This is a genomic window from Paraburkholderia translucens (assembly GCF_020881035.1).
GTDB lineage: Bacteria > Pseudomonadota > Gammaproteobacteria > Burkholderiales > Burkholderiaceae > Paraburkholderia > Paraburkholderia translucens.
Genome location: NZ_JAJITC010000019.1, coordinates 47179 through 61949, shown reverse-complemented (window position 1 = coordinate 61949; position 14771 = coordinate 47179). Strand labels below are relative to the sequence as shown.

Annotated in this window: 15 protein-coding genes; 1 reads left to right on the top strand and 14 read right to left on the bottom strand. The window is 66.5% G+C overall.

From position 1 onward, the window contains the following. Positions 1-77: 77 nt before the first annotated feature. Positions 78-2390 carry a putative bifunctional diguanylate cyclase/phosphodiesterase gene (locus LJ655_RS26740; RefSeq protein ID WP_230564171.1) on the bottom strand — a complete coding sequence of 771 codons (2313 nt, stop codon included), beginning with the start codon at positions 2388-2390 and terminating at the stop codon, positions 78-80. A 121-nt stretch (positions 2391-2511) separates the two neighbouring features. Next, positions 2512-3948 carry an aminotransferase-like domain-containing protein gene (locus LJ655_RS26735; protein WP_230564170.1) on the bottom strand — a complete coding sequence of 479 codons (1437 nt, stop codon included), beginning with the start codon at positions 3946-3948 and terminating at the stop codon, positions 2512-2514. A gap of 141 nt (positions 3949-4089) precedes the next feature. Here LJ655_RS26735 and LJ655_RS26730 point away from each other — a divergent pair, with 141 nt between their 5' ends. After that, positions 4090-6426: an FdhF/YdeP family oxidoreductase gene (locus tag LJ655_RS26730; protein WP_230564169.1), complete on the top strand. Its 2337-nt coding sequence runs from the start codon at positions 4090-4092 to the stop codon at positions 6424-6426. A gap of 2 nt (positions 6427-6428) precedes the next feature. Here LJ655_RS26730 and LJ655_RS26725 read toward each other — a convergent pair whose 3' ends face one another. From LJ655_RS26725 to LJ655_RS26670, 12 genes are all read right to left on the bottom strand, one after another. Next, a complete protein-coding gene (locus LJ655_RS26725) occupies positions 6429-6929 on the bottom strand; it encodes a YgjP-like metallopeptidase domain-containing protein (RefSeq protein WP_230564168.1) in 501 nt (166 codons plus the stop codon). Between the two features lie 89 nt (positions 6930-7018). Next, positions 7019-7888: a c-type cytochrome biogenesis protein CcmI gene (gene ccmI, locus LJ655_RS26720; RefSeq protein ID WP_230564167.1), complete on the bottom strand. Its 870-nt coding sequence runs from the start codon at positions 7886-7888 to the stop codon at positions 7019-7021. Next, the gene (locus tag LJ655_RS26715) at positions 7885-8361 is read right to left on the bottom strand and encodes a cytochrome c-type biogenesis protein (protein ID WP_425605841.1); all 477 of its coding nucleotides are present in this window, start codon (positions 8359-8361) and stop codon (positions 7885-7887) included. Before LJ655_RS26715 ends, ccmI begins: the two co-directional genes overlap by 4 nt. Further along, on the bottom strand, positions 8358-8894 hold the full coding sequence (locus LJ655_RS26710; protein WP_230564166.1) for a DsbE family thiol:disulfide interchange protein: 537 nt from the start codon (positions 8892-8894) through the stop codon (positions 8358-8360). Before LJ655_RS26710 ends, LJ655_RS26715 begins: the two co-directional genes overlap by 4 nt. Then, positions 8891-10933 carry a heme lyase CcmF/NrfE family subunit gene (locus tag LJ655_RS26705; RefSeq protein WP_230564165.1) on the bottom strand — a complete coding sequence of 681 codons (2043 nt, stop codon included), beginning with the start codon at positions 10931-10933 and terminating at the stop codon, positions 8891-8893. Before LJ655_RS26705 ends, LJ655_RS26710 begins: the two co-directional genes overlap by 4 nt. Further along, positions 10930-11415 (bottom strand): cytochrome c maturation protein CcmE, encoded by a 486-nt coding sequence (gene ccmE, locus LJ655_RS26700; RefSeq protein ID WP_230564204.1) that lies wholly within the window; start codon positions 11413-11415, stop codon positions 10930-10932. The genes LJ655_RS26705 and ccmE overlap by 4 nt, the downstream gene beginning before the upstream one ends. After that, positions 11415-11564 (bottom strand): hypothetical protein, encoded by a 150-nt coding sequence (locus LJ655_RS26695; protein WP_230564164.1) that lies wholly within the window; start codon positions 11562-11564, stop codon positions 11415-11417. Before LJ655_RS26695 ends, ccmE begins: the two co-directional genes overlap by 1 nt. Then, positions 11561-12304: a heme ABC transporter permease CcmC gene (gene ccmC, locus LJ655_RS26690; protein ID WP_230564163.1), complete on the bottom strand. Its 744-nt coding sequence runs from the start codon at positions 12302-12304 to the stop codon at positions 11561-11563. Before ccmC ends, LJ655_RS26695 begins: the two co-directional genes overlap by 4 nt. A gap of 5 nt (positions 12305-12309) precedes the next feature. Next, positions 12310-12978 carry a heme exporter protein CcmB gene (gene ccmB, locus LJ655_RS26685; protein ID WP_230564162.1) on the bottom strand — a complete coding sequence of 223 codons (669 nt, stop codon included), beginning with the start codon at positions 12976-12978 and terminating at the stop codon, positions 12310-12312. Next, complete coding sequence (gene ccmA / locus LJ655_RS26680; protein ID WP_268991729.1) at positions 12975-13622, bottom strand: cytochrome c biogenesis heme-transporting ATPase CcmA; 648 nt, start codon at positions 13620-13622, stop codon at positions 12975-12977. Before ccmA ends, ccmB begins: the two co-directional genes overlap by 4 nt. Before the next feature lie 43 nt (positions 13623-13665). Then, positions 13666-14280: a NapC/NirT family cytochrome c gene (locus LJ655_RS26675; RefSeq protein WP_230564160.1), complete on the bottom strand. Its 615-nt coding sequence runs from the start codon at positions 14278-14280 to the stop codon at positions 13666-13668. Positions 14281-14289: 9 nt separating this feature from the next. Next, on the bottom strand, positions 14290-14769 hold the full coding sequence (locus LJ655_RS26670) for a nitrate reductase cytochrome c-type subunit (protein ID WP_230564159.1): 480 nt from the start codon (positions 14767-14769) through the stop codon (positions 14290-14292). Between the last annotated feature and the right edge of the window lie 2 nt (positions 14770-14771).

Here is a 14771-nt window from a genome sequence, read left to right as displayed (position 1 = left end):
GGAATTCTAGGGAGCGCGTCGCCGCCGATAAATAGCGGCAACGCGAAGTCACTTGTTCGGCAAACTGAACAATCGCGTCAGGACGCGTTGGCCATGCCGATCATCTGCGCGTCGTACAGCATACGCGCATACGCGCCCGCGCCTACCGGCCGGCTGTACAGATAGCCCTGCTGCTTGTCGCAATCGATCGCGCGCAGAAACGCCGCCTGCTCGGCGGTCTCGACGCCTTCGGCCGTCACGTTCATGCCGAGCGAATGCGCCATCGCGACGACCGCCTGTGTGATCGCAACCGAATCGCGATGATCGGGAAGTCCCGCGACGAACGAACGATCGATTTTCAGGTTATGCAGCGGAAAGCGCTTGAGATACGACAGCGAGGAGTAACCCGTGCCGAAGTCGTCGACCGACACGCGCACGCCCATTGCGTTCAGCGCGCTCAGCATCGGCAGCACGGTGTCGCTATCGCTCATCAGCAGCCGCTCGGTGATCTCGAGTTCGAGCGCAGCCGGGTCGAGCCCGGACTGCGCGAGACAGCGTTCGATGCGCTCGAGCAAGCCGTCGTTGAACTGCCGCGGCGACAGGTTCACCGCAATGATCAGATGCGGCGCGAGCGTGCGCCGCCATTGCGCGACCTGCTCGCAGGCGCGCTCGAGCACCCAGTCGCCGATCTCGACGATCAGCCCGGCGTCCTCGGCGACCGGAATGAATTCGCCCGGCGAGACGTTGCCCAGCTCGCCGTTGTACCAGCGCAGCAGCGCCTCCGCGCCGATCGTGCGGCCGCTCTGGCTATCGACGATCGGCTGGTACACGAGGCTCAGCTCGTTGACGGCGAGCGCGCGCCGCAGCGACTGCTCGATCGTGAAACGCCGCTGCAGATGCTGGTTCAGCTCGGCGGTGAAAAACTGGAAGTTGTTGCGGCCGCGCTGCTTCGCGTGATACATCGCCGAGTCGGCGTTGCGCATCAGCGTCGCGACGTCCTGACCGTCCTCGGGAAAGAGGCTGATGCCGATCGACGCGCCGAGGTAGTACTCGTTGCCCGCCACCGCGAACGGCACCGCGATCATCTCGAGAACGCGACGGGCAAGGCCGATCAGCTCATCCGTCTCCCCGTACGCGCTGGCCACGATCACGAACTCGTCCCCGCCGACGCGCGCGAGCGTGTCGCCGCGCCCGACACAGGCCGACAGCCGCTCCGCGACGCTGCACAGCAACGCATCGCCGGCCTCGTGACCGGCGGTGTCGTTGACCTTCTTGAAGCCGTCGAGATCGACGAACAGCACGGCGACGGCGGCCAGCTCGCCGCCATTGGCGTCGGCGGCACGCGGCGCGAACAGGTCGCGCATCCGCTCGATCAGATAGGCGCGGTTGTAGAGGCCCGTCAGCGAATCGCGCGTGGCGAGAAACTTCAGCTGACGCTGCGCCTCGCGCACCGGCCCGATGTCCGAGAACGAAATCAGCACCGAGTCCGGCTCGCTGTCGCCGGGCCGCAGGATCGGTACGACGTTTTCCGTGATCCACACGACTTCGCCGCTGGTGAGCTCGAGGCCGATCGTCACGCCGAGCATCGGCTTGCCCGTCGCGAAGACCTGCGCGACCGGACGGTTGGTGTCGCCGGCGAGCGTGCCGTCCTCGGCGAACGCACGCGTCATCACGGTCTGCATGCTGCGGCCCACGATCTCGGCGGTGACGTGGAGCATGCGTTGCGCACTGGGATTGCAGGCGAGCACCACGCCGGTGCGCGACTGCACGACGATGCCCTCGCTCAGATGCTCGACGACGAGCCGGTGACGCTCCTCGCTATGCGCGAGGCGCTGCGCCATCGTGTCCTGATGGACCGCGAGGCCGACGCTGTTGCCGATATCGCGCAGCATCGCTTCTGCCTCGGGAGTGGGACGGCGAATGGCGCGGTAGTAGACGGCGAATGCGCCGAGGACGACACCCGCGTCGTTTTCGAACGGCACGGACCAGCACGCGCGCAGGCCGTACGGCAGCGCGACATGGCGGAAGTTTTCCCACAGCGGATCGGTTTCGATGTCATCGACGATGACCAGGCGCCGCTCGAACATCGCGGTGCCGCAGGAGCCGACGCGCGGACCGATCGCCGCGCCCTCGATGGCGGCGCTGAAGGCCGGCGGCAGCGACGGCGCGCCACCGACCCGAACGTGCACGCCGTCCGGGTCGAGCAGCAGTATCGAGCAGCATGCGCCGTCGCCGAGCAGCCCCTCGGCGCGACGGCAGACTTCGTCAAGTAGTTCGGGCAGCGGTGTGTTGCGGGTGATCAGCCGCAACACGCTGCGCTCGGATGCAAGTACTTCTTCGGCCCGCTGCGGCCCGTAACGGGCGCCCTTCGGCGCGGCAGCCGCGCCACGTGATGTCGCTTCGCAATTCATAGTTGCGCCCCCCAACCCAACATCGGCAAGTTAGCGTTGGCGGCACATCCGGGTTTACCCTGGGTCGGCGAGGAAATCTGCCACGCTGCGCTCTCCGGCGCCGAGCCGGTCCGCGCAACGCTCACGTCATCCGGGTAGCCAGTTCGCCGAGGGTCTTCAACGCCGCCTCGGCCTGCGGGGTCCACGGATAGCTGTAGTTGAGCCGGATGAAGTGCCGGAAATCGTTGCGCGTCGAAAACATCATGCCCGGCCCGACTGTAATCCCGCGTTCGAGCGCCGCCTGATAAAGCCGCATCGAATCGGTGGCAAGAGGCAGCTCGACCCACAGCACGTAGCCGCCCCGCGGGCTCGACACACGCGTGCCGACCGGAAAGAAGCGCAGCACCAGCGCACTCATGATGCTCGCCTGCTGCCGATAGACGCGGCGCAGATGCCGCAAATGCCGGTCGTAGCCGTCCTGACGCAGATAATCGGCGAGCGCGACCTGCGGCACCGACGGCGTCGTCAGCGTATTGAGGAACTTGAGCTTCTCGAGCTGCGCGCGATAACGTCCCGGCAGCGCCCAGCCGATCCGGTACGACGCCGTCAGGCTTTTCGAAAACGACGCACAGTGCAGCACGAGCCCTTTGGTGTCGAAGGTCTTCAGCGTCGAGGGCCGCGTGTCGCCGAAATACAGCTCCTGATAGACGTCGTTCTCGATCGCCGGAATCTCGTGCGCTGCCAGCAGCTCGACCAGTTGCCGCTTGCGCTCGTCGCTCATGCAGAAACCGAGCGGATTCTGGAAGTTCGGCATCACCATGCACGCGGCGATCTTCTGCCGCGAGATCACCTTCGCGAGCGCGTCGATGTCGATGCCATCGACCGGATGGGTCGCCACCTCGATCGCGCGCATGCCGAGCCGCTCGATCGCGTGCAGCATCGCGTAGTAGGTCGGCGATTCAACCGCGACGGTGTCGCCCGGCTTCGCGACTGCCTGCAGGCTCAGGTTGATCGCCTCGGTCGCGCCGAGCGTGATGACGATCTCGCCCGGATCGACCGGCAAACCGTTTTCCGCGTAGCGCCGCGCGATCTGGCGGATCAGCTCGGGATTGCCCGGCGGCAGATCATCGATCAGGTTCCAGCTTGCGTGCCGGCGCGCAATCGCGTTCGCGTACTGGTTGATGCGCCGCCAGGGGAACAGCGACGGGTCTGGATACGGTGAACCGAACGGCACGGCGTCGTGCGCGCGGATGCTGCGCAGCGTCGACAGCACGAGCCGGCTCACGTCGACCGTCGCGGGCACGGGCGGCGGTGCCGCCGACTTGCGGCCCGCGCCCGCCGCGGCGGGCACAGGCGCGAGCGCGCGTGCCGCTGCGTCGCGCACGAAATAGCCCGATTGCGGCCGTGATTCGATGATGCCGCGGCTCTCCAGCAACGCATACGCATGCAGCACCGTCTTGATGCTGACGCCGTGCTGCTGGCTCGCCCGACGCACTGACGCAATCCGCTCGCCGGCCGCGAACACGCCGCGGCGCACGGCTTCGGTGATTTCGTCGGCGAGTTCTTCGTAGAGCTTCATGCGATTCGGACGGTGTCGGGCAGGGTCGCGCAACTGTACTCCTATTCTTTCCGATTTTCTGTATCCGGCGTCATTTATGGAACACAGTAGGCTCTACGGCATGAGTCTGCCAAACCCGTCGAAGCTGTCCACTGCCACGCCATGAAGAACAACGAACCCCGCACTGAAGCCCGTATCGAACCGTACACGCACCCTGCCGCCGGCTGGGGCGCGCTCAAGCATGTGGCGATCAACCTGATCAAGGAGAAGGTCACGGGCGGCAACTACCGCACGCTGCTCAGGCAGAACCAGCCCGACGGCTTCGACTGCCCCGGCTGTGCGTGGCCGGATCGCGAGCACGCCTCGACATTCGAGTTCTGCGAAAACGGCGTGAAGGCGGTCGCCGCCGAGGCGACCAGCAAGCGCGTGACGCCCGCGTTCTTCGAGCGGCACAGCGTCGCCGAACTGATGACGCAATCGGACTTCGAGCTCGAACAGCACGGCCGCCTGACCGATCCGCTCGTCTACGACGCCGCGCGCGACCGCTATGTGCCGATCGGCTGGGATGCGGCGTTCGAACTGATCGCGAGCCATCTGAAGCGTCTCGACGATCCGAACCGCGCCGCGTTCTATACGTCGGGGCGCGCGAGCAACGAAGCCGCGTTTCTGTACCAGTTGTTCGTGCGCATGTACGGCACCAACAATTTTCCCGATTGCTCGAACATGTGCCACGAAGCGACCAGCCGTGGCCTGCCACACACGGTCGGCATCGGCAAGGGCACGGTCACGCTCGATGACTTCGAACACGCGGACACGCTTCTGATCTTCGGCCAGAACCCGGCCACCAACCATCCGCGCATGCTCGGCGAGCTGCGCGAATGCGCAAAGCGCGGCTCGACGATCGTGTCGATCAATCCGCTGAAGGAACGCGGCCTCGAACGCTTCGCGAGCCCGCAGCATCCGGTCGAAATGCTGACGATGGGCAGCACGAAAATCAGCTCGGTATTCATCCGCCCGAAGGTCGGCGGAGACTTTGCGCTGATCAAGGGCGTCGCCAAGCGCGTGCTCGAACTCGACGACGAAGCGCTCGCATCGGGCCAGGGTCGCGTGCTTGACGTCGACTTCATCGCCGAACACACGGTCGGCTTCGACGCGTTCGCCGACGATCTGCGCGCCGAGCGCTGGGACACGATCGTCGCCGAAGCGGGCGTGCCGCTCGACGACGTGCTGAAGCTCGCCGACATCTATGCGAAGGGGCGCGCGGTGATCGCGACGTGGGGCATGGGCCTCACGCAGCACAAGAACTCGGTCGCGACGGTGCAGCTACTGTCGAACCTGATGATGATGCGCGGCAATATCGGCCGGCGCGGCGCGGGGTTGTGTCCGGTGCGCGGCCACTCGAACGTGCAGGGCGACCGCACGGTCGGCATCGAGGAGAAACCGACCGGCGCGTTTCTCGACCGCCTCGGCGCGGCGTATGATTTCGCGCCGCCGCGAGAACACGGGCTCGACGTCGTCAACACGATTCAGGCGATGCTCGATGGCAAGGTCAAAGTGTTCATCGGCCTGGGCGGCAATTTCTCGATCGCGACGCCGGACACGCCGCGCACGTGGGCCGCGATGCGCGCGTGCGATCTGACCGTGCACGTGACGACCAAGCTCAATCGCAGCCACCTCGTGCATGGCCGCGACGCGCTGATCCTGCCGACGCTCGGGCGCACCGAGATCGATCTGCAGAACGGCGTGGCGCAAGGCGTCAGCGTCGAGGATTCGATGAGCATGGTGCACATTTCGTATGGGATGAACAAGCCGGCGTCCGATAATCTGCTCTCCGAAGTGGCGATCGTCGCGCGCATGGCGCACGCGACGCTCGGCAGCGCCAAGGTGGACTGGCTCGCGCATGCGGCCGACTACGCGCTGATTCGCGACGGCATCGAGAGGGTGATCGATGGCTTCCACGACTACAACGAGCGCCTGAAGCAACCGGGCGGTTTCCATCTCGGCGTCGCGTCGCGCGAGCGCATCTGGAAAACGCCGAGCGGCAAGGCGCAGTTCATCGCGCGCGCGATCCCGCTCGACACGCCGATTCATCAGGCACGCAAGCAACACGGCGAGCGTCTGATGACGCTGATGACCACGCGTTCACACGATCAGTACAACACGACGATTTACGGTCTCGACGATCGCTATCGTGGCGTGTACGGCCAGCGGCGCGTGCTGTTCGCCAACAAGGACGACCTTGCGATGCTCGGATTTGCCGCCGGTCAACGTGTGGATATCACGAGCGTGTGGGCGGATGGCAACGAGCGTCGCGTGGACGGCTTTCTGCTGGTCGAGTACGACATTCCGCGCGGCTGCCTCGGCGCGTATTACCCGGAGACGAATCCGCTCGTGCCGCTCTCCTCGGTCGCGGATGGCGCGGGTACGCCGACGTCGAAGTCGATTCCGGTGTTGCTGACGGCGTCGGTGGTGAACGATGCCGCGACGCCGGCGGCTTGAAGTCAGGCCTTCTTCGCCAGATCGCGATGCGTCAGATACAGACGCAGATCGAATTCGATCTGGTGATAACCCGGCTGCATGAACTCGCACAGACGATAAAACGCCTTGTTGTGTTCGCTCTCTTTCAGATGAGCGAGTTCGTGCACGACGATCATCTTCAGAAACTCCGGCGCCGCCGACCTGAACAGCGACGCGATGCGGATTTCCTTCTTTGCCTTCAGCCTGCCGCCCTGCACGCGCGAAATGCTCGTGTGCAGGCCGAGCGCGTGACGCATCACGTCGAGCTTGCTGTCGTAGGTGACCTTGTCGATCTGCTCGGCGTTGCGCAGGTGTTCGCGTTTGAGTTCCGCGCAGTACGCGTATAGCGCGCGGTCGGTCTGCACGTCGTGCGTGTTCGGGTACTTCTGCACGAGATAGGCGCCGAGCTGATCGGCTGCGATCAGCGTTCTCACCTTGTCTAGCAGCGGTGCCGGGTAGCCGGCGAGGTATTTGAGGGGGGACATGTAGGCGAACTGAGTTTTGCGGGACCGATATTACGCATAGTCGCGCAGATCGACAAGGCTCGGCCTTCTCCAGCCGTTTCGCTCGAAGCCTAGCGAGCCTGACCATCGCGCGCCGTCGCCATGAGCGCAGCGGTCGTCTCGATGTTGCGCTGTGCCTGTGCCGCGATCTCCGGATCTGCTACGGTTTTCAGCCGCTCCCAGTACTGCATGGCTTGCCGGTAATCGCGCCGGTCGAGCGCTGCGGACCCGGCGAGGGCGAGCGCCTTCACATTGCGCGGATCGAGCGCGAGCGCCGCCTGAATGCTTTGCAGCGCCTCCCCGTTCAGGTCCCCGCCGTGCAGCGTCGCCAGCGCGTCTGCATAGTCCGCGAGAAGCTCCGGCTCCGCGTGCGTCAGGGCGAGGGCGCGACGGTACGCCGCGACGGCATCCTCCGCACGCTCCAGCACGACATAAGAACGCGCCAGCATCGCCCACGCGGCGGGGTCGTTGGGTTGGTTGCGCAAGCGCAGCGCGAGCCGGCTCACGACGTAGTCGAGCGAGCCCGGCGAGCCCATATGCTCGACGTTCTGCGCGCCGTCCGTGCTTTCGATCGCGACGGCAACCGGGTCGCCGATCCGCATGTACAGAACCAGAGCGCCCGCTGGCAGCAGTGCCACGAGCAGCGCCGCAACAACGGGCCGCATCAGGGTGCCGGGCCGCTGGGACGCGGTTGGCGCACGGGGGTCGCGGGCCTCATCAACGAGCCGTCGCTCCAGCTCGCGCTGTGCCCGGGCCCGATGCTCCGCCGGCATGAGTCCGCTCGCGCAGTCCTGTTCGAGTTCGGCCATCCCCGAGCGGTAGAGGGCGACTGCCACCGTCCACGGTTTCGCACGTGAATCCCGCGCGCGCCAGAGCGGAGCGATCACGCACGCGAGTGCGACCGCCATCATCACGGCGAGGATCAGCCAGAAGGTCATCATCGTGCTGCGCCCTCCCCGTCCTCGTCTCCGCGCAAGGCCACGGCACGCGCGCGTTCGTCGGCGTTGAGCGCGGGAATATTCAGGTCGCGCCGAGCCGCGACACTGCGCCACATCGCGAACGCCCCGGCCAAGAGCACCGCGAACGGACCCAGCCAAAGCGCCCAGGTCGCGGGCTTCAGCGGCGGCCGGTACAGCACGAAGTCTCCATAGCGGCGCACCATGTAGGCCCTGATCTGCTCGTCGGTTGCCCCGCCTCGAACCTGATCCCGAATCCGTGCGCGCAGGTCGGCGGCGAGTTCGGCGTTCGAGTCCGCGAGACTCTGGTTCTGGCACACGACGCAGCGAAAGCTCTCATTCAGCTGCCGCAGGCGCGCGTCGACGCCTGATTCGCCCGATGCCGCCATCACGCACAGGGGTGCCAGCGTCATCGTGACCACCAGACACACGGCCGGCATGCACGCGCGGCGGCTCATGATCCATCCTCGTTTTGCAGCTTGCGCACGAGCGGCAGAATCACGCTGTCGATGCGCGCGCGCGTGAGCGGGCCCGCTTCGCGGTAGCGCACGATGCCGGCGCGGTCGACCACGAACGTCTCCGGGACCCCGTACACGCCGTAGTCGATCGCGGTTTGTCCCGTGCGGTCGACGATCGACGATGTATAAGGATCACCCGCCTGCGCGAGCCATTGCAGCGCGCTCGCCCGGTCGTCCTTGTAGTTCAACCCGAACACGGGCGCGACGTGCCGGCGCGATAGCTCGACAAGCGGCGCCTGCTCCTCGCGGCACGACTCGCACCATGACGCCCACACGTTCAGTATCCAGACCTCGCCGCGCAGCGCTCGCGTGGACAGGCGCTGTTGCGGCTCGTTCAGTTTCGGCAGATCGAATTCGGGCGCGGGCTTGCCGATCAATGCCGAGGGCAGCCTGCGCGGATCGTGCCGCAGCCCGACCAGCAGCACGGCCAGAAGCGCGGCGAACACCGCGAGCGGAATCAGAAAGCGCTTCATCTGCCCGGCTCTCCTGCCGGTGCCGCGCCCGGCACATCCCGCGCGGCAGCCATCACCTCGGGCAGCTTGGCGCTGCCGGTCGCGGCGGATGTCTCTTGCGTACGACGCCGGGGAACCAGACGGTAACGGCGATCGGTGGCGGCAAGCAATCCGCCTAGCGCCATCAGCAGACAGCCGCCCCAGATCCAGCGCACGAAGGGTTTGATCTGGATGCGAATCGACCAGGCGTTCGTCCCGACCGGCTGATCGAGCGCGACGTAGAGATCGCGCAGCACGCCGCGGTCGATCGCCGCCTGCGTGATCGGCGTGTTCTGGACGGCGAACACGCGCTTCTCGGGAAAGAGCGTCGCAACGGGTTCGCCGCCGCGGCTCGCCACGAGCGTCGCGCGCGTGGCCCGATAGTTCGGCCCCGCGACGCTCCCGGCACCCTCGAAGCGAAAGACGTAGCCATCGATCGTGACGCTCTCGCCCGGCCGCACCAGCACGTCGCGCTCGGTTTCGTAACCCTTCACGAGCGTGACGCCGACAATGAAAACACCGACACCGGCATGCGCGAGCCACATGCCGTAGGTCGCGCGCGGCACGCTGGCGAGGCGCGCGAAGATCGATCCGCGCAAGGCGCGCAGGCGCTCGCGAACGCTCACGGCAACGCTCGTGAGCGTCCAGGCGGCGAGCAGCACCCCGAGACTCACGAGCGGGCGCCAGTTTCCCAGCAGCCACGGCAGCACGAGCGCCGTGAGCACGCTCACGAGCGCCGCCCAGCGCAGGCGCACGGCGAGATCGGGAACGCGCGCCGACCTCCAGCGCGCCAGCGGCCCGAGCCCCATCAGGAAGATGGCCGGCGTCATCAGCGGCACGAACACGCTATCGAAATACGGCGCGCCCACGGATATCTTGTCGGCGCCGAGCGCGTCGAGGATCATCGGATAGAGCGTGCCGAGCAAGACGGATCCCGCCGCGACCATCAGCAGCAGGTTATTCGATAGCAGCAACGTCTCGCGCGATACCGGCTCGAAGCCCGCGCCCAGGCCGATTTGCGGTGCGCGCCAAGCGAACAGCAGGAGCGCGCCGCCAGTGATCAAGGCAAGAAACGCGAGAACGAAGATGCCGCGCGCGGGGTCCGAGGCGAACGCGTGCACAGACGTGACCACGCCCGAGCGCACGAGAAACGTGCCGAGCAGGCTCAGCGAAAACGCGCAAATCGCCAGCAGCGCGCTCCAGCTGCGAAAGCTGCCGCGCTGTTCGGTGACCACCAGCGAATGAATCAGCGCCGTGCCCGCGAGCCACGGCATGAACGACGCGTTTTCCACCGGGTCCCAGGCCCACCATCCGCCCCAGCCGAGCACGTAGTAGGACCAGCCGCTGCCCAGCGCGATGCCGAGCGTGAGGAACGTCCATGCCGCCGTGGTCCACGGCCTCGACCAGCGTGCCCAGGCCGCATCGAGCCGCCCGGCCAGCAACGCCGCGATGGCGAACGCGAATGCGACCGAAAAGCCGACATAGCCCATGTAAAGAATGGGCGGATGCATCACCATGCCGGGATCCTGCAGCAGCGCGTTCAGATCGCGGCCGTCCATGGCCGGCGGCATCAGACGCGCAAACGGATTCGACGTGAACAACATGAACGACAGAAAGCCCACGGCAATCCAGCTCATCACGCCCAGCACGCGGGCCACCAGCTCCACCGGCAACTGCTGGCTGAAGCAGGTCACGGCGACCATCCAGAGCGTCAGCAACAGCACCCACAGCAGCAGCGAGCCCTCGTGGCCGCCCCAGACGGCCGCCAGGCGGTAGACGCCGGGCAGTGCCGAATTCGAGTTCTCCACCACGTAGACGACGGAAAAATCGTTGCGCCAGAACGACCACGCGAGCGCGCCGAAGGCGAGCGCGACGAAAGCGAACTGCGCGCGCGCCGCCGGCCATGCGACGCGCATCCAGCCCGCCAGGCCGAGTTGCGCGCCAAGCAGCGGCAGCACGCCGGTCGTCACCGCGAGCAGCAAGGCGAGGATCAGCGCGAAATGGCCGATCTCGGGAATCATCGCTGCGCCCCGGCGCTCGTGAGGCTCGTGGCGACCCGTACGGCGGCGGGCGCGGGCGCATTCGCCGTTTCGGGCAGCGCGCGGCTCAGCTCGGGCGGGGAGTATTTTTCGTCGTGCTTCGCGAGGACTTCGTCGGCGTGGAACTGGCCGTCGGCGCCGAGTACGCCCTGCGCGACGACGCCGCTGCCCTCGCGAAAGAGATCCGGCAGGGTGCCGCGGTACACCACCGCTACGGCCGACGCCGTATCGGTCACGACGAAGTGCACGGTCAGCCCGTCAGCATCGCGCCTGAGCGTGTGGCGCTCGACGAGCCCGCCGAGCCTGAACCGGCGCGCAACAGGCGCCTCGTGCGAGGCGACCTGGCTCGGCGTCACGAAGAACATCAGGTTGGCGCGCAGCGCGTTCAACACGAGCGCGCACGCAAGTCCGGCGCTGCCGACTCCGGCGGCGAGCCATGAAAGGCGGCGGTGGCGCGCTTTCATCATGGCTTTGCGTCGCGATTGGCGCGCGAGCGCGACTGGCCGCGCACGATCCACGCCTCGAACCCAAGCAAGCCGAATGTCACGACGAGCGCCGCCGCGAGATAGGGCGTAGCCGCAAGCATGGTCAGCACGCCGGTCAAGGTGTTCATGCGGGACGCTCCTCGACGTGGACCTGCCAGGATGACACCCTCTCGCGCTCCCGCATGATGACGCGCACCCGCACGAGCACGACCGCAATCGTGTAGCACCAGAATCCCGCGGTCATGACGAGGAGGCCCCCCGCCATCGAGACGCTCATCGCTATACCACTGCCGAAGCCGAGCGACGGCCCCTGATGCAACGTGTACCACCATTGCACCGAAAAGAAGATCACCGGGATATTGACCACGCCGATCAGCGCAAGCACGGCGCAAGCACGGTCGGCGCGCCGCGTGCCGTCGATGGCCGCGTGCAGCGTCATGAAACCCGCATAGAGGAAGAGCAGGATCAGCTCCGAGGTGAGCCGCGCATCCCAGACCCACCACGCGCCCCAAGCGGGCTTGCCCCAAAACGCGCCCGAGACGAGCGCGAGGAACGTGAAAAGCGCACCGGTAGGCGCAAGCGCCTGGGCCATCATGGCCGGGAGCCGCGCGTTCAGCACGAGACCGAGCGCGCAGTAGCCGGCCATCACGACATAGATGAACATCGACATCCAGGCCGCGGGAACATGCACGAACATGATGCGGTAGACATCGCCCTGGCGCGCGTCGGCGGGGGCAATCGCGAGCCCGGTCACGAGCCCCGCGCACATCAGCAGTACAGCGAGTGCGCCGAACCCAGGCGCGAGCCGCTTCGCGACACGCTCGAATGCGATGGGCGACGCATACCGGAACCAGTTCACGCGCTTCATGCGGGTCACTCCATGGCAATGCGCAGCGCCGCCGCGCTCGCCCACGGGCAAGCCCAGGCGCCTACGCACAGCGCCGCGCCGAGCAGCGAGAAGCTCGCCTGCATGCGTCCCGGCAGCCCCGCCGGATCCGCCGCGCCAACCCCGAAGATCAGCACGGGCACATAGAGAGGCAACACCAGCAGGGCCAGCACGACGCCGCCGCCGCGCACGCCGAGCGTGAGCGCGGCGCCCATCGCGCCGATCAGGCTCAGCAACGGCGTGCCGACGAGCAAGGTGGTCATCAGATAGAGCGTCGCGCGCCCGTCCAGCGCGTACTGAAGCGCGACCACCGGCGCCAGAAGCGCAAGCGCGAGCCCGCTCGTCAGCCAATGTGCGACGATCTTGCCGAACACGATGGCCGGCAACGGCAGCGGCGAAAGCAGCATCTGCTCGAGCGCGCCGCTCGCGTAGTCGTTGCCGAACAGTTGCCCCGCCGACAACAGCGCGGCGAACAGCGCAGTCACCCACAGCACGCCCGGTGCGATCGTCCGCAGCATTGCGGCATCGGTACCGATGGCAAGCGGAAAGAGGCTCGAGGCGACGACAAAAAACATCAGTGCGCCGAGCGTCACACTGCGTCTGCGCCAGCTCAACATCAGTTCGCGGCGGACGATGCCGAGCATCACGTCGATCATCGCCCGTTCCCTCCAAGATAGAGGTGGCGCGTGCGGTGACGGCCGCTGTCGAGCGGTCGGTGCGTCGTGAGCGCGACGATGCCGCCCTCGCGCAGATGCGCGTCGAGGCATGCGGTGAGCCAGCGGGTCGCGTCCGCGTCGAGCGTGTCGGTCGGCTCGTCGAGCAACCACAATGGCTTGCGCTCCAGCATCAGGCGCGCCAGCGCGACCCGGCGGCGCTGGCCCTGCGAAAGCTGATGGAGACGCGTGTGCCGCAGCGCAAGCAGTCCCGCCTGCCCGAGCACTTCCTCCTCGCGCGCACGGGCTGCGCGATTGCGGCCTGAATGCCCGCCGGTCTCGCCAAGCAACGCGGAAAAGCGGAGGTTCTCCTGCACGGTCAGGTCGTCGCTGACGCCGTTCGAATGCCCGACAAAGGCAAGTTCGCGACGGAATTGCCGTGCCGCGCTGCGCACATCCTCGCCGCGCCAGCAAACCCTGCCGCGGACGAGTGGCAGAAGGCCCGCGAACGCCCCGAGCAGCGTCGTTTTCCCGCTGCCGTTCGCGCCGTGGATCTGCAGCGCCGATCCAGCCTCGATGCTGAGGTCGATGCCGCTCACGATCGTCCGGCCGCCGCGCTCGACGGCAAGATGCTCTATGGAATACATGCACGAAACCGTTCGGATAATCCCAGGGTGATGTCCGCGTTGCTCACTGCTTCTGCCCATTGCCCTCCTGAGCGCCTTCCTGCGCGGCCGCCATGTTCGGCAAGCGGTGCGCGATGCCCTTGTGACAGTCGATACAGGTTTTCTGGCCCGTCTCCAGGTAGCGCGTGTGCGCTTCCTGCGCACGCGGACTCTGCCGCGTGAGATCCATGTACTCGAACGAGTGGCAGTTGCGGCATTCCAGCGAATCGTTCGCCTTGAAGCGGGCCCATTCGTGCTCGGCGAGGTCCAAACGCTTCGCCTCGAACTTCTCGCGCGTGCCGACCGTGCCGAATACCTTGGCCCACACTTCCTTGGACGCCTGCATCTTGCGCGCGATCTTGTTGGTCCAGTCGTGCGGCACGTGGCAGTCGGAGCACTTCGCGTGCACACCCGTGCGGTTACTGTAGTGAATCGTCGTTTTCAGCTCGGCGTAGGTGTTGTCGCGCATCTCATGACAGCCGATGCAGAACGCCTCCGTATTGGTCCATTCCATCGCCGTGTTGAAGGCGCCCCAGAAGACCACGCCCGCCACAAAGCCGCCCAGCGTCAGAAAGCCAAGGCTGAAATACATGCTCGGCCGCGTGATGGTCCTCCAGTAGCGTCGGAACAAGTCGCGCATGTGGCTCCCCTATTTCTTCCGCGCCTGCGGTGCAGCCTGCGTCCTGATGTCCTCGATCCCCGTAAAAGTATTGGCGACCAGCGGCTTCGCGTCAGCCTGGGGGACATGGCATTGCGTGCAGAAATAGCGGCGCGGAGCGAGATGCCCGAGCGTTTCGCCGGCACGGTTCGTATAGTGCGAGATGCCGACCGGCACCGCGCCGCTCTGCGCCGCGCGGCTGCCGGCGTGACATTCCATGCATTTGTTCGCATTCCTGTCGAGCTGATAGCCGTCGATCTTGTGCGGGATCGTCGGCGGCTGCTGCGCGTAGGCCCGCCCGCGAATCACATCGCTGTTTTCCGTCGGTGACATCAGCGGCGGCCGAGGCTCCTCGTTGAGCGGCGTCGTGCCTCGCAGCGGGTCATGAAACGCCTTGTCCGGGACCGTGGGCTGCGCCCCGGCCGCCAATGCCACGAGCGAGGCAATCACGAGCGCAGTCCAGTTTCTCATGG

What these genes read in the sequence shown, in the direction of transcription:
- LJ655_RS26740 (WP_230564171.1), bottom strand. Translation starts at nt 2,390, where the DNA reads ATGAATTGCGAAGCGACATCACGTGGCGCGGCTGCCGCGCCGAAGGGC.
- LJ655_RS26735 (WP_230564170.1), bottom strand. Translation starts at nt 3,948, where the DNA reads ATGAAGCTCTACGAAGAACTCGCCGACGAAATCACCGAAGCCGTGCGC.
- LJ655_RS26730 (WP_230564169.1), top strand. Translation starts at nt 4,090, where the DNA reads ATGAAGAACAACGAACCCCGCACTGAAGCCCGTATCGAACCGTACACG.
- LJ655_RS26725 (WP_230564168.1), bottom strand. Translation starts at nt 6,929, where the DNA reads ATGTCCCCCCTCAAATACCTCGCCGGCTACCCGGCACCGCTGCTAGAC.
- ccmI (WP_230564167.1), bottom strand. Translation starts at nt 7,888, where the DNA reads ATGATGACCTTCTGGCTGATCCTCGCCGTGATGATGGCGGTCGCACTC.
- LJ655_RS26715 (WP_425605841.1), bottom strand. Translation starts at nt 8,361, where the DNA reads ATGAGCCGCCGCGCGTGCATGCCGGCCGTGTGTCTGGTGGTCACGATG.
- LJ655_RS26710 (WP_230564166.1), bottom strand. Translation starts at nt 8,894, where the DNA reads ATGAAGCGCTTTCTGATTCCGCTCGCGGTGTTCGCCGCGCTTCTGGCC.
- LJ655_RS26705 (WP_230564165.1), bottom strand. Translation starts at nt 10,933, where the DNA reads ATGATTCCCGAGATCGGCCATTTCGCGCTGATCCTCGCCTTGCTGCTC.
- ccmE (WP_230564204.1), bottom strand. Translation starts at nt 11,415, where the DNA reads ATGAAAGCGCGCCACCGCCGCCTTTCATGGCTCGCCGCCGGAGTCGGC.
- LJ655_RS26695 (WP_230564164.1), bottom strand. Translation starts at nt 11,564, where the DNA reads ATGAACACCTTGACCGGCGTGCTGACCATGCTTGCGGCTACGCCCTAT.
- ccmC (WP_230564163.1), bottom strand. Translation starts at nt 12,304, where the DNA reads ATGAAGCGCGTGAACTGGTTCCGGTATGCGTCGCCCATCGCATTCGAG.
- ccmB (WP_230564162.1), bottom strand. Translation starts at nt 12,978, where the DNA reads ATGATCGACGTGATGCTCGGCATCGTCCGCCGCGAACTGATGTTGAGC.
- ccmA (WP_268991729.1), bottom strand. Translation starts at nt 13,622, where the DNA reads ATGTATTCCATAGAGCATCTTGCCGTCGAGCGCGGCGGCCGGACGATC.
- LJ655_RS26675 (WP_230564160.1), bottom strand. Translation starts at nt 14,280, where the DNA reads ATGCGCGACTTGTTCCGACGCTACTGGAGGACCATCACGCGGCCGAGC.
- LJ655_RS26670 (WP_230564159.1), bottom strand. Translation starts at nt 14,769, where the DNA reads ATGAGAAACTGGACTGCGCTCGTGATTGCCTCGCTCGTGGCATTGGCG.